The organism is Paraburkholderia sp. MM6662-R1 (assembly GCF_050436245.1).
In the GTDB taxonomy this organism is placed as follows: domain Bacteria; phylum Pseudomonadota; class Gammaproteobacteria; order Burkholderiales; family Burkholderiaceae; genus Paraburkholderia; species Paraburkholderia tuberum.
In genome coordinates, this window is sequence record NZ_JBNDLV010000003.1 from 639,368 (window position 1) to 652,793 (window position 13,426).

Genomic DNA, 13,426 nt, shown 5'->3' on the forward strand with positions numbered 1-13,426 from the left:
GACGTCAGAAATGACGCCCCGACGCGACGACGAGTTATTGCACAACTGGCCGACGCAATGCACCGCTGACACGGATAAGCAGAATCACTGCCAATGCCACGGAGACCACGTAGCAGATGACGAACGAGGCGCCAAGTGCATTCGCACCGTCGAAGAATTTAGCAACGAGCGCCACCACGGTAGGGCCGAGTGCCAACCCGACGAGATTCGTGATCAAGTAATAGAGGGCGGTGATCTTGCCCATCATGTTACCCGGCGTGAACTCGGCATTCGTTGCACCGCCTGCCACCGCGAACATCGCAAACATGAACATTTGGACGAAGTAGAGGACGATACCCGCGCTCATCGTATGGACGAGCGGGAAGCATGCCGTAACGACTGCGGCGATTGCCGTTGTGACTGCCGCTACCCGAACAGGCGCATCGATCATGCCGCGCTTGCGCAACCGGTCCGCGATTCCGCCGCAAATCAGGAGACCGAGTGGGGAAGCGAGCAGTGCAACGCCGCCTATCGCCTTACCGATTTCCGGACGGGCAACATGTAGCGTGCGAGCGATGATTTCCGGAAGCCATGCCATCTGGGAACCAATGGCAATACCGTATAGGCAAATCGCAGCCCAGAGTTGAACATACACGCCACGATTCTTCCAGACGAAGCACATGGTCTGCTTGTACGTCACATCGGAAATATCGGTCTGGAAACGACGGGGCGGCTCACGCAGCAGCCAAAGCAGAATCGCGAACGGAACCCCAATGATGCCCGGCACCAGCAGTACAAAGTGCCAGGGCTTCATGCCGCCGACGACAGGTAGTGTATCGAATGCGCCTGCAGAAGCTGCCTTCAACAGGACGGCACCGAGAGCCATGGACAAACCAGTACCCAACATCGGACCGATATTGTAGATACCGAAAGCAATACTGCGACGATGCGGCGGAAATGCGTCACGAATCATCGACTGCGATCCGGGTGCAAGCGCCGATTCACCAACACCGAGACCAACACGTGTGAAGAACAACTGGAGATAGGTCGTACTCAGACCACAAAGCATCTGAACCACCGACCATGCCATGATCGCGCCGCCGAGGAGCGTCTTCCGTTGGTATTTGTCGACCAGAATGCCCATCGGAATACTGAGCATGCTATACAGCAACATAAAGGAAAGGCCAAGCAACAAACTGACCTGAAGATCGGAAATTCCGAGGTCTTCCTTAATCGGTCCGACAACGAGAGCAAGCGCGCCCCGATCGATAAACGAGATGACGTAGGTGGACGTCAAAACGATAAGCATCCACCATGCACCTTTGGTCGTCTTTGAATCTTCCACGTTGTCGGCGGGGGCCAACTTCGTTTGTACATCTGCGATCTCACTCACTACGGTGTCTCCTTGCTAATTATCCGTACAACTATTTAGCGCCCTTCTCCCGCCCACTATCGGCGAGTGCGGTCTTTGCCGCCGTCACGCCAGATACGATGAACTCGGCGATATCGCCCATCGAGTTGTAATACGGTCCCCATAGCGATCCGCATTCTCCGATTGCATAAAGACCGGCAATCGGCTTGTTCTGATGATCGAGAACACGCTGACCTGCGTCGTGTTTCGGACCGCCGTGCGTGTTCAAATATGTCGGGAGCATTGGCCCGATCGCGTAGTACGGGCCTTCATCGTTGAGCGGCACGAGGAACGTTTCGCGCCCGCAATCGCGATCAAGGTTGTTGCGGCACTGATCGTTGTAACGCTCAACCGTCTCGCGAAGTGCGGCCGGATCGAGGCGGCCGGCCTTGCACACACCCTGGATCTCCGGCCACTGGCACTTCAACGCCAGTTCTTCAAGCGAATCGGCCTTGATGACGAGGCCTTCTTCGATTTCCTTGAGGTTGTCTTGCGACCACGGCGGCACACGCGAATTCAGCGTCGTCATTGCCGCACCGCCCGCACGCACCTTTTCATCGAAAATGTGGAATGCCGGCACGTTCTTGAATTCCGGGGTGCCCGGCGTCGTTGCCAACCAGGTATCGCGATTGGCCAATCCATGTTGGACAACCGACGTGTCCACCGTTTCGTTATGGAAGCGCTTCGCCTGGCGGTTGACCCACAACAGACTGCCGCCGTCCTTGAAGGCGCCGCTTTTATAGCCGAAGCCTGCGACCTTGTTCAGGTCGTAAGTCACATAGACGTAGCCTTCCTTCGTCTTGATGCCCATGTTCAGGGGGCCCGCTACGGCGTTCATGTGCCAGAGTTGCGCGCCAACCTCCTGCGCCATTCGAATGCCGTCGCCGGTCAGATTCGGGCTACCAAGGAAGTAGATCGGGCAAGCAGTCAGGAATTGTTTGCACATGGCGTCGTTCGCCTCGAAGCCGCCACTGGCCAACACGACTGCCTTGCGAGCACGCACCGCGATCGTCTTGCCGTCATGTTCGGCTTCAACACCGAGAATCCGTTTCGTGACCGGGTGCTGAACCAACCTGGTGACGCGAGTGTTGCACTGGACGCGGCCACCCGCCTTCTCCGCTTGTGCGGAGATCGCATTCCAGAGGCCAGCTCCGCCCGGTGCGGCGACGACGCTCATACCTTTGATGCTTTCCCCGCCGGGAGCCCCCGGGAATTCGGGAAAAAATCCCGGTGCCGAGAACGGCTGCGGGTTGTCCTTGAGCGGCAATTCGAGTTTGTGCTGCCAGGCGGGTATGTTTTTGAGGCTCGACACGAAATGGCGAAGAACGCTTTCATCAGTTTGGCCTCCACACAGCCAATCCAGGTATTTGAACGACTCTTCTTCGTCGACAGAGGTCATGATCAGACCGCCCGCGACGCAGACCGAGTTGCCGCCGCCCTGCACACCCTTTTCGAGAATGAGCACGTCGGCGCCCTGCTCAGCAGCTTCAAGCGCAAACACCGCGCCGGCGCCGCCGTAGCCGACAACAACCATATCGGCCTGGTCATCCCATCGGGGCTCGGTCCAATTCAATTCCATTTTCGTTATTCCTCGTGTCTCAGAAAACATACCAGCGCGGTTCGATCTACCTAGGCTGCGGGGGCAGCAGCGGCTCGCTCAGCCTCTTCCGCCGAGCGAAGACCGTTGTAGATTTCGTTGTAACGCAGCACCGGTTGATCCATCACCAACATGATCATCTTGCGCCCCGGCGTTTTCGAGATCGTTGCCTGCTGCGTCTCGATGATTGCCTTGTCTTCAGCGAATGCGGCTTCGGCGATCGCGAAAGCGTGATCTGCCAGATCGGCATGCTCGTGATCCGGACCGAAGTTATAGAAGAACATCGATTCCGTATCGTTGATCGGCGTGATCATCTGGCATGTGCAACGGCGGAAGATCGGCTCTTCTGTGGGCCTGCCATCGACGAGACGATCCTGAACGCCCGGGGCGAACGAATGGATCTTGAGGATGAAGACGCCCGGCACGAGGAACGTGCTGACGACGTTATCGTCGGAAGGGATTTCACCGAAGTATGGATTCGACTGACGTCGCAGGTGCCAGCGGTCAGCAACGACGCCACGCTCGACCGTATCGATGCCGCGCTTTGCTTCGCCATCTTTCTGAATCTTGAGCGACACTTTGTTGTTGGCACCGAACGTCGCTTCGTGAACATACGGTGCGTGCGAAAGGTCGAGCAAGTTGTCAGCGACAATTTCCGCGTTCCCCTTCCATACCTTCTTCGAGCATTTCATCGCGAAGACAGCGCTGTCCGGACCTTCGATCGGCGGAATCAGCGCGGGATCAGCCTTTGCAGCGTCACCCATCCAAACCCATGCAGCACCATGTTTTTCTTCGATCGGGTAGCTACGAACGCAGACCTTCGACGAGATACGATCGGTGCCCGGGATTTCGGTGCAGCGTCCGTCGGCGGCGAATTTCAGACCATGGTACATACAGCGCAGTTCATCACCCTCCTTACGGCCGACCGACAGCGGAACCAGGCGGTGCGGACACAGATCTTCGAGTGCTACGAGCGTGCCGTCTTCCTTGCGGTAGAGCGCCAGTGCCTCGTTCATCACCGTGAACGGGACGATATCAGTAGCCGAGAACTCGCTCGACCATCCAACCATATACCAGCAGTTCCGGAGGAATTTCATTGTCAGTCTCCTGAGAAAGGAATCGAGAACGGATAAATCGGAACAAAGTGCGACACAATAGACCTGCCAGTTTGCGCATGCGACCTCTGTGACTCAACCGGACTGACATCCTAAATAGTATTCAATTCAGTATTCATGGCATCTTATCGCGTTGCTTCGCGCGACATGACTCGGGATAACCCTGAAATGCACGTAAACGGCGTTCCAGTCAGAACGCCGTTTATGTTTGCAACTTCATTAGCTGAAGTAGACGCGCTCAGCCGTCGTATGCAGCACCTTGCGCTGATCTTCAGCCGACAGGGTGGAGACGGAGTCCTTCGCCAGCTGGACCATGTCCTTGTAGTCGCCCTTCGATTGAGCGATGTCGGAACCCCACATCACACGATCGGCACCGAACGAGCGCACCACACGCTCGACAACCGGCGCGGACGGCAGCTCGAGCGCTTTCAACTTGCCGAGGTTGATCATGGAATAAAGCAAGAAGACGTTCGGGCTGTCGACGAATTTCAGCAGTGCTTCATCCACGCCGTAATCCGGTCCCGGGCCCTCGCCGATAATATTTGAAAAGTGGTCAAGAATAACCGGCGTATCAGGGAACTCCCTCACCACGTCTTGAAGCGCTTCGAGTGCTGCCAAACGATTCCAGCGGTAGAAGTGCAGACGCACGCTGCCGCCGAGATCCGTCACTGCTGCCCATGCACGACGCGCTTGCGTCGAAGCGAACCAGCTGCTGTCTGCACCTTTCTTCGGTTCCGTCAGACGGATGCCGACCGAGCCGCGCTCGCCGACCCAGTATTTCACCGTTTCTTCGACGTTCGGTGCCAGTGCGTCGAGCATGCACAGCGAACGCAGACGATCCGGATATTTCTGTGCGGAATCCACGACGTAGTCGTTGTGGAAGCCGTAGAGGTGCGCGCGTTGGACCGCGAGCGCCTTATCGATACCGAATGTGTCGAGCAAGTCGATCAAGCGCTCAGCCGTTACCGGATTGTCGAATGCGTTTTCTTCCAGAACGCCGCTCAGCGGCGACGGCGCATATTTCTCGCGGTCGGTCGAAATAAGGTGTGCGTGGCTGTCAATCATGACGTTACCTCTATTAAATTCAATTTAACCAATGATCTGCGGCATTATTTCCACGGGTCCACGCACACGTGGATCGCACCTTGAATGCCCCGACCTGCGGTGGCCAGAATTGCGTCGTGCACCTGCGACAGGTTGAACGTGTGCGAGCACACTTCATCGATCGGATAGCGGCCTGAGCCTACATAGCGCAGTGCCAATTCGACCGCTGCGTAGCTACGGCCACGCGGTGCACGAACCGTCAGATAGCGCTTCTTGATCTCGCCGATCGGTACGTGCTGCTCAAGGCCGTTCAGGCTCAGATAGGCGCCTTTTGCCGCCAGTGCGATCGACTGCTTGACGATCTCGCCCTTGGGGTCGCCGGTCGTATCAACCACGACGTCCACGCCCCGTCCCTTGGTGATACGCATCACTTCGGCTTCGAGGTCTTGCGTTTCGATGTTGATTGCATAGTCGGCGCCCAGGCGCAGCGACAGATCGAGACGACTTTGATCGCGCGTCATGCCGGCCAGAATCACCGTATATGAGCCTGCGGCCTTTGCCGCCAGCACGCAGCCCAAGCCCTGCTGGCCCGGTCCCCACACGAGTATGACCTTAGCGGGACCTGCGCCGCCGTCGAGACACGCCCACTGCACGCCGTTACCGAACGGCACTGCCAGTGTTGCGTGCGTGGCCGGCATGTCTTGCGGAATTTTGTGCAACACCGTGTTGAGCGGCAGATGCATGTACTGCGCGTAGCCACCCCACAGGTGGGGTGCCTTGTTGGCGGTGGACATGCCGAACCGATCGGTATTGAGGCGATCCTTCACATTGAAGAAATCGACTTCCATACACAGACGGAAATCTCCCTTCATGCACCATTCGCAGTGCCAGCACGGAAGATATTCGTGCAGAGCAACGCGATCGCCGGGCTTCACGCCCCAACGCTTGGCCGCGACTTCACCGACTTCTTCGATGGTTCCGACGTTTTCGTGGCCCATGATGACCGGAAAGTGGCCGGCCTTGCGATAGAGCTCGGGATCGCTGCCACCTACGCCACTGGCTTCGATGCGCAGGATTCCGGTTTCAGGCTTGACAGTCGGATAATCGAATTCACGGATTTCCGTGGTTTCGACATCCGTCTTGACCGCTGCAAGTACCTTCTTCGTCATGTGTTTGTCTCCTGCTCGTTTTCGAGCTCAGAGTTTCCCAAATACGCGAAGTGCGTTAGCACCGAAGATCGCGTTGAGATCCTCATCAGGTAATCCATTGAGTGCAATACGGGTGAGATCCAATGCATTCCCGTAGCCTTCGCGAGAACTCACGACTGGGAAATCGGAACCCCACATCAGGCGATTCGCGCCGAATGCGGCTACCGCCTCGTGGACAAGTGGCGACGTCGCGTCCCCGAAGGGACGGCCCAGATGCCAGGTTTTCGGGTCGCAAGGCATCAATTCGCCGAGCCCCGGAACCTTGAGCATGACATTCGGAAAGGCGGCGAGCTTGAACACCTGGCGACGAATAGCTAACTGCTCATCTGTCGTGACGGGCGTGCTGGTGCCACCCAGATGTTCGAGGACGATGGTCGTCCCTGCCAACCTCGCAACCAGTTCGATAAACCCCGGCGCGTTGAATGCTTCCGCCGACCCCACGCAACTGACGGGTAATCCAGTTTCCTGGACTGCACGCCATGCTTCCGGAAGACGACCATCCGGAAGACACGAGGAGGGGCGAAGCCGAATACCCGACACGCCATCGGCTGCGAGGTTTTCGATCGTCATTGCAACGTCCGGGGCTTCGACATCAACCCAAGCCACGCTCGACAGACGGCCCGGATATCGCTTGACGCAGTCTTGCTGATATCGGTTATCCGTCTGTCCGATCATCTGAGTGAGGATGGCCAGATGAATGCCATGTTCAATCATTTGATCGAGCAACGTCTCGACAGGCTCATACCAATGAGGCGAAACATGCGCGTGACTATCGACGATCATGTGGACCTCAGGCCTTCAGAGCGACTTCCGGATTGAGGGGTACCTCTTCTTTCCACGTACGATCGTTCGGGAAAATCACCGTCGAAGCGTGAATCTCATTCCACGGAATCGTGGTCGTCAGCACGCTGGGCAATTCGCCGCTTTCCGAGTAAGCACGAGCCGCACGGATCATCTGACGACGCCATGCAACGACCGCGACATCCGATGTGCCGAGGTGTTCCTTCGTGCGGTCGAGGATACGGCCCTGAGTTTCGCTGACTGCGTGGTCCTGCGTCAGGATGCCCTTGATGCCCGACATCGACGTCGTCTTCATCGCCTCGCGATCCTGCTTGTACCAGTTGTCGATGTTGAGCTCCTTGCGGAAGTTTTCATCGAGCCAGTGACCGCCTTCCTGAATACGATATTCGATATCGACAGGCTGCGTTTCGTCGAAGAACCACTGGATATGCCACGTCGATTCGTCATCGCGCGGAACAAATGCATTTGCCATGCGACGGTTCTTGCGCACGCCGAATCCATCGGGCGGAATCAGCGTGAAAAACGGCAGGATCACTTGCGTGACGCGGGCGTGCAACTTGCCTTCTTCACGGAAATTGCGCACGCCTGCATAGCGCAGGCCGTACTGCGTGTACTCGACTTCGATCTTCGGACGCAGATCGCGTTCGTGTTCGTACTTGGCCGGCGCTGCCCACGGTTGTTCACGGTGCAGGACGCCTGCGTGTGCGGAGTCGATCGTGCCTTCGACGGCTTGGGCGTAGTTGCAGTCTTCGAGTACCTTGAACGCAACAACCTTTTCCGCCGGGTACGAAAGGAAGTCGAAGTCGGGGAATTGCGGAACCTTCGCGGGATCGCCCATGTACGTCCAGATCGCGCCAGCGACTTCTCGAGTCGGATACGCCACTGCCTTGATACGCGAGCACAGCTTCGAATCTTCCGGCTCCGTCGGAGTGTCCATGCACTGACCATCGACGGCGAACTTCCAACCGTGATACAGACAACGCAGGCCGCCTTCCGAGTTGTCGCCCAGCGCGAGCGACGCACGACGGTGCGGGCACTGTTCTTCGAGCAGACCAACCTTGCCGTCGCTATCGCGGAACGCCACAAGGTCTTCGCCCAACAGACGCACACGCACGGGCTTGCCGCCCGGCTCGCTGATTTCCGACGCCAGCATCATCGGAATCCAGAATTGACGGATCATGTCGCCGTTCGGCGTGCCCTTACCAACCTGGATCAGAACGTCGTTATCTTCGCGGGAAAGCATGGTTTGCTCCTAGATTTTGTTTATCTGTGAATATGCGCGGGAGATAAGTGCTCTCCCACTAGCGTTAAACGAGTTCGACGGCCTTCAGCAGTCGATTACGCGCGTCTACGGTGTTGCTGTCGTTGCCAATGAAATCGTGCGCTTCGACAATCAGGTTGCGCAGAGCAGCAAGGTTCTGCACTTCCCGCACATTCGAGCCCTGCCGTGCAGCAGCGACGATATCGTTATCGAGCAGCCGCCAGACTTCATCGAGCTCGGATTCGCGGTAAATCATGTGCTCGAACGTACTCGACTTCTCCACGCGCCCGATCAGTTCACGCAGCGTTTCTGGTGAGTAATCTTCGATCGAGTGAATATCATTCACGTTCATGGCTCATCCTTATTTCTTGGGACCTGGACCGAACTGCGAAGGTGGGAGGCCGAGCGCATGGCGACCAAATGCCGTCAGCGCCGAATCCCACGTGAAAGCGAAGTGCTGGGCGGCGGAATTGACGTCGCGCCAGATACGTTGGAGCTCCGAAGCGTTGTAAATGCTGGTGCCGCCGGCAGCTTCGAAGACACTGTTGGCCGCGCGACGAGCGGTTTGAGCGGTATACGCCCAGTCGCGCGGTATACGCGACCATTCGAGCGCCGTCAGTGACTCCGCACTTTCTGCCGTATCGACGCGGCGCGTGTCTTCGAGAATCAATGCGTAGGCCGCGTCGAGATCTGCCGTCGCGTGTGCCAGGCGTTCGATCGTAGCCGACTGTTCCGCCATTTGAGCGGCCGGCATTGCCTGAAGACGCGGCGCCAAACCCTCCGCGAACGAACGGAGTGCTGCGCGTGCCATGCCCAGCGGCGCGCCGATGAGCGAGAACGGCGTGACGTTCTGGAAAGGCATCCGGTAGATCGGGGCACGCATTGCGTCGGCGCCTTCGACGTTGCCCGTCATCATGTCTTTGACCGACACCGAACGATGTTTCGGGATGAACGCTTCCGCGACCTTGATCGTGCGGCTACCGGTGCCACGCAGGCCAGCCGTGTGCCAGTCATCGACAATTTCGATATCCGAACGCGGGATCACGAAAAAGCGCGGTTCAGGCGGCCCATCGGGACGCTGCACGGCGTTTCCGATGATGACCCATTGCACGTGGTCGATACCCGAACAGAAGCGACCGTCGCCGTTCACGAGTTTGTAGCCGCCGTCGACTTCGGTAATCGTGCCGCCCAAGCGGAACACGGTTGCCGTCAATACGTGGCCTTTGCCAAGCACGTCTTGCTGTGCTTGCAACGGGAACAGATTCAACATCCAGCTATGACCCGCCAGAACGCCGAAAACCCAACCCGTCGAGCCACAGGCCGACGCGATTTCTGCCGTAACTTCGACGAGCGTCGTGAAACCTAATTCGGAACCGCCAAACGTTTTCGGTGTGATGATGTTGAAAAGACCCGTGTGGCGCAGTGCATCGATCGTTTCTTTGGGCACCACGCGGTCGCTTTCGGTCTGTTTGACGCGTGAACGAATCGCATCATGCAAATCACGGGCAATATCGAGGGCTTCCTCGCGGCTGTTAATACGGCTCAAGACATTCTCCTGGGAGGACCTGGTGCGCCGGAACGTGGCCGGCGTGCAGAATAGTTTTGCTTAAATATCGCTCAGTGTTCGTTGCGACCGTAACGATCTTCGACGGTCATACGCTCCTTGGAGTCGAGGAACCAGCGATAATGACCGCCCTTCGAGATCGGTGGAACGTCTTCGGAGACGATGTACCAGCTTTCGCCATCGTTTTCCGTCGCATAGATTTCGCCCGTTGCCGTACCGGCGATGAGCATGATCTTGTCATCCCAACGGTACATACCCATACCCTCGATGTTGCCGATAATTTCCTCGGGCAGACCGTTACGCATATGTTTCCAGGTAACACCACCATCGGTGCTCTTGAGAACAGTTGCGTTCGCCGACTTACGGGCGCCCCAATCGCGCGGTGCGTTACCCGGTCCACCGAGATACAGAACGTTCTCGTTGCGCGGGTCGATAAACATGGCGTCGGGATAACCGATAAGGTCTTGACGCGTCATCAGGTGAACCCAGGTCTCGCCAGCGTCTGCGCTGTAGTGCAGGCCTTCGCCGCCGCACATGAAGATCTGTTTAGGATTCGACGGGCGGATCACCACGCGGTGGTTGTCGTGGTAGAACTTGTCGTTTTCCGATTCGTACGACCGCGGCTCGTTCCACGTCTTGCCGTCGTCGGTAGTCTTGAGAAGCGCGCCCTGTTCAATACAGACATAAAGCGTTTCGGGTTCGGCCGGGTGAAACGAAATGTTCTTGACGTGTGCAATATGCGGGGGCGGCGGGAACGTCCACCTGTCCTGGTCCGGCACCGTCATCATTTCGGGAATTTCGACCCACGAAGCACCCAGATCGTCGCTGCGATAAAGCGCGGACGGCTCAGTGCCCAGGAACAGGACGGTCTTCCCGTCGCGCTCCTGCTGCGCCATCGTATAAATATGCGTGCTCTGCAGGCCATTGTTGGCCGGTTCCCACGTCAGGCCCAGGTCCTTCGAGACCACGAGACTGCCCTGGCCGTGTGCGCCCGCGAACAGCAGGCCCGCGCCCGGAACATAGAGCAACGCGCTCACGTGGCGATCTTCCAGCGTCGTGCGCATGAGCTCCCACGGGGCACTGGCGTCTTCGCGCTCGAATACGAGCATGCCGCGAATCGTAGCGACCAGTAGCGTCGTTGCCGCGCCATCACCGTGCGTAACGGTTCCACCGTTGGTGGTCAGAACTGCAATCATTTCTCCTCCCTAGGGAATACCCCATGTGATGTCGCCTGTTTCGCTCCGAAGAGTCTTTGACTTTTTCCTGCGCAGACGAAATAATATGCAAAAAAGAATTACGCGTCAAACGGCTGAGCGAGAAACTTTCGATGATGGGTAACTGAGGAAGCGTGATGTGTGATGCCTGCCCCCCATTCGCGGGGTTCCGCGCGTTCTGCGATTTTGGAGGTGAGATGACTGAACTTAATGAAGTGATGACTCTGCGCTTGACCGCGAGTCAATATTTAGCGCGCAACACGCTGGCTCTGACGTTTGAAGACCCCGAGGGCGAGCGTCTGCCCGCCGCCGACGCGGGTTCGCACGTTGCATTGATCCTGCCGAACGGATTGACGCGTCAATACTCCCTGCTCGAGTCCAGCGATAGCCTGACGCAACGCTCTTACGTGATTGGCGTCAAACTCGACCCGCAGTCGCGAGGGGGTTCCCGCTACATTCACGAAACGATGCGTGTCGGTGACCTCGTGCAGGTCGAAACCCCGCGCAACAACTTTCCGCTCGACGAAGACGTTGAGCACACGGTTCTGGTCGCCGGTGGTATCGGGATCACGCCTATTCTGTGTATGGCTCGTCGCCTGAAGGAAATCGGAAAATCGCCGCGTATATATTATTCGTGTCGAGACCGGGTCGACGTCGCGTACGCTGAAGAATTGAAGACGTTCGAAGGTTCGCTCGTTCACGTCGACGCAGAAGTCGGCACATTTCTCAATATCGAAGACCTGGTGAAGCAGGAGCCGGCGTCGACCCATTTCTATTGCTGCGGCCCCGGCCCGATGCTCGAAGCATTCGAAAAGGCTTGCTCGACTTTGCCCCCGGAACAAGTCCACGTCGAGTACTTCAGTGCCAAACACGAAGCCGCACTCGATGGCAACTACGTAGTTGAACTGCGTAAGAGCGGCAAGACGCTCACCGTCCCTCAAGGCAAGACGATTCTCAACGTCGTGCGCGAAGCCGGTGTACCGATCTCGTACTCGTGCGAAGAAGGCGTATGCGGTGCATGTGAAGTCCGCGTGCTGGAAGGTGAGCCGGATCACCGCGACGCCATTCTGTCGGAGCCCGAAAAGGCTTCGAACAAGACGATGATTATCTGCTGTTCTGGCTGCAAGGGCGATCGTCTCGTCCTCGATCTGTAACAAACACCCGTGTGCCTACGGGCACCCACCAACACGTTAATTCAGGAGACAAGTAAGTGATTATCGATTGCCACGGTCACGTCAGCGCACCCGCGGAATTGTGGGTCTACAAAGCACACATTCTGTCGCATCGCGGCGAACACGGTCGCAAGATGCCCGAAGTGACCGACGAGGAAATCCTGCACTACGCCAACAAGAAGGAAATGGCGCCGGTTGGCCACCTCGACATGCTCGACCGCGTCGGCACGAACGTCCAGCTGATGTCGCCGCGTCCGTTCCAGATGATGCACAGCCAGAAGCCGGGCAAGCTCGTGCACTGGTTCACGGAAGAAACCAACAACATCATCTCGCGCACTGTCAAGCTGCTGCCGAAGCGTTTCATCGGAGTCGGCGGCCTGCCGCAAGTGTCGGGCGACCCGATCGAGGTCGTGCTGCCGGAACTGGAGCGCTGCGTCAAGGAACTGGGCTTCAAGGGCGTACTGCTGAATCCCGACCCATTCGAAAACAGCGGCGTCGAAGCCCCCGGTCTCGGTGATCGTTACTGGTACCCGCTGTACGAGAAACTGTGCGAACTCGACGTACCGGCGCACATCCACGCTACTGGCTCGCAGTCGGCTCGTTCGCCGTACACCGTTCACTTCATTAACGAAGAAACGATCGCGGTGTTCAACCTCGTCAATTCGAACGTCTTCAAGGACTTTCAGAATCTGAAGATCATGGTGTCGCACGGCGGCGGTTCGATCCCCTACCAGATCGGCCGTTTCCAGTCGGGCGCCTCGCGTGCCGGCCGCAACTTCCTCGAGGGCATGCGAAATCTGTACTACGACACCGTGCTCTACTCCGAAGAATCGCTGCGTCTACTGATCAAGACGGTTGGCGCTGACCGCTGCATGTTCGGCGCTGAGTGCCCGGGCGTGGGTTCGGCTATCAACCCGGACACCGGCCGCACTTTCGACGACATCAAGCCGTATATCGAAAGCTTCGACTGGCTGTCGAAAGCAGAGAAGGATGCAATCTTCTTCGGGAACGCTCGCGACTTCTTTAAGCTCAACCTCGCGGATTACGAATAATCCCGACG

The 13,426-nt window shown here is 57.6% G+C and carries 12 protein-coding genes; 2 read left to right on the forward strand and 10 right to left on the reverse strand.

Annotation, left to right across the window (positions count from 1 at the left end; genetic code table 11):
- Positions 1 to 34: 34 nt before the first annotated feature.
- From OKW39_RS25635 to OKW39_RS25680, 10 genes are all read right to left on the reverse strand, one after another.
- Positions 35 to 1,372: an MFS transporter gene (locus tag OKW39_RS25635; protein WP_429563968.1), complete on the reverse strand. Its 1,338-nt coding sequence runs from the start codon at positions 1,370 to 1,372 to the stop codon at positions 35 to 37.
- A 31-nt stretch (positions 1,373 to 1,403) separates the two neighbouring features.
- A complete protein-coding gene (locus OKW39_RS25640; RefSeq protein ID WP_429563969.1) occupies positions 1,404 to 2,999 on the reverse strand; it encodes an FAD-dependent oxidoreductase in 1,596 nt (531 codons plus the stop codon).
- A 20-nt stretch (positions 3,000 to 3,019) separates the two neighbouring features.
- Positions 3,020 to 4,084, reverse strand: a complete 1,065-nt coding sequence (locus tag OKW39_RS25645) for a Rieske 2Fe-2S domain-containing protein (RefSeq protein WP_429563970.1) — start codon at positions 4,082 to 4,084, stop codon at positions 3,020 to 3,022.
- 237 nt (positions 4,085 to 4,321) lie between these two features.
- Positions 4,322 to 5,167 (reverse strand): amidohydrolase family protein, encoded by an 846-nt coding sequence (locus tag OKW39_RS25650; protein WP_429563971.1) that lies wholly within the window; start codon positions 5,165 to 5,167, stop codon positions 4,322 to 4,324.
- A gap of 44 nt (positions 5,168 to 5,211) precedes the next feature.
- The gene (locus OKW39_RS25655) at positions 5,212 to 6,315 is read right to left on the reverse strand and encodes a zinc-dependent alcohol dehydrogenase (protein WP_429563972.1); all 1,104 of its coding nucleotides are present in this window, start codon (positions 6,313 to 6,315) and stop codon (positions 5,212 to 5,214) included.
- A gap of 27 nt (positions 6,316 to 6,342) precedes the next feature.
- Positions 6,343 to 7,137, reverse strand: a complete 795-nt coding sequence (locus OKW39_RS25660) for an amidohydrolase family protein (RefSeq protein WP_429563973.1) — start codon at positions 7,135 to 7,137, stop codon at positions 6,343 to 6,345.
- A gap of 7 nt (positions 7,138 to 7,144) precedes the next feature.
- Positions 7,145 to 8,398, reverse strand: coding sequence for a Rieske 2Fe-2S domain-containing protein (locus OKW39_RS25665; protein WP_429563974.1), 1,254 nt, complete (start codon positions 8,396 to 8,398; stop codon positions 7,145 to 7,147).
- A 64-nt stretch (positions 8,399 to 8,462) separates the two neighbouring features.
- The gene (locus OKW39_RS25670) at positions 8,463 to 8,768 is read right to left on the reverse strand and encodes a hypothetical protein (protein WP_429563975.1); all 306 of its coding nucleotides are present in this window, start codon (positions 8,766 to 8,768) and stop codon (positions 8,463 to 8,465) included.
- Positions 8,769 to 8,777: 9 nt separating this feature from the next.
- Complete coding sequence (locus tag OKW39_RS25675) at positions 8,778 to 9,962, reverse strand: acyl-CoA dehydrogenase family protein (protein ID WP_429563976.1); 1,185 nt, start codon at positions 9,960 to 9,962, stop codon at positions 8,778 to 8,780.
- A gap of 71 nt (positions 9,963 to 10,033) precedes the next feature.
- Positions 10,034 to 11,089, reverse strand: a complete 1,056-nt coding sequence (locus OKW39_RS25680; RefSeq protein WP_429563977.1) for a glycosyl hydrolase — start codon at positions 11,087 to 11,089, stop codon at positions 10,034 to 10,036.
- 302 nt (positions 11,090 to 11,391) lie between these two features.
- On the opposite strand from OKW39_RS25680, the gene OKW39_RS25685 reads away from it, so the two are divergent.
- Both OKW39_RS25685 and OKW39_RS25690 read left to right on the forward strand, forming a co-directional pair.
- Entirely contained in the window at positions 11,392 to 12,348 is a 957-nt protein-coding gene (locus OKW39_RS25685) for a PDR/VanB family oxidoreductase (protein WP_429563978.1), read from the forward strand.
- A gap of 56 nt (positions 12,349 to 12,404) precedes the next feature.
- Positions 12,405 to 13,418, forward strand: coding sequence for an amidohydrolase family protein (locus OKW39_RS25690; protein WP_429563979.1), 1,014 nt, complete (start codon positions 12,405 to 12,407; stop codon positions 13,416 to 13,418).
- Positions 13,419 to 13,426: the final 8 nt, after the last annotated feature.

Bases quoted from the DNA above. Each gene is read 5' to 3' on its own strand.
- OKW39_RS25640 (WP_429563969.1), bottom strand. From the start codon at position 2,999: ATGTTTTCTGAGACACGAGGAATAACGAAAATGGAATTGAATTGGACC.
- OKW39_RS25645 (WP_429563970.1), bottom strand. From the start codon at position 4,084: ATGAAATTCCTCCGGAACTGCTGGTATATGGTTGGATGGTCGAGCGAG.
- OKW39_RS25650 (WP_429563971.1), bottom strand. From the start codon at position 5,167: ATGATTGACAGCCACGCACACCTTATTTCGACCGACCGCGAGAAATAT.
- OKW39_RS25655 (WP_429563972.1), bottom strand. From the start codon at position 6,315: ATGACGAAGAAGGTACTTGCAGCGGTCAAGACGGATGTCGAAACCACG.
- OKW39_RS25660 (WP_429563973.1), bottom strand. From the start codon at position 7,137: ATGATCGTCGATAGTCACGCGCATGTTTCGCCTCATTGGTATGAGCCT.
- OKW39_RS25665 (WP_429563974.1), bottom strand. From the start codon at position 8,398: ATGCTTTCCCGCGAAGATAACGACGTTCTGATCCAGGTTGGTAAGGGC.
- OKW39_RS25670 (WP_429563975.1), bottom strand. From the start codon at position 8,768: ATGAACGTGAATGATATTCACTCGATCGAAGATTACTCACCAGAAACG.
- OKW39_RS25680 (WP_429563977.1), bottom strand. From the start codon at position 11,089: ATGCTCGTATTCGAGCGCGAAGACGCCAGTGCCCCGTGGGAGCTCATG.
- OKW39_RS25685 (WP_429563978.1), top strand. From the start codon at position 11,392: ATGACTGAACTTAATGAAGTGATGACTCTGCGCTTGACCGCGAGTCAA.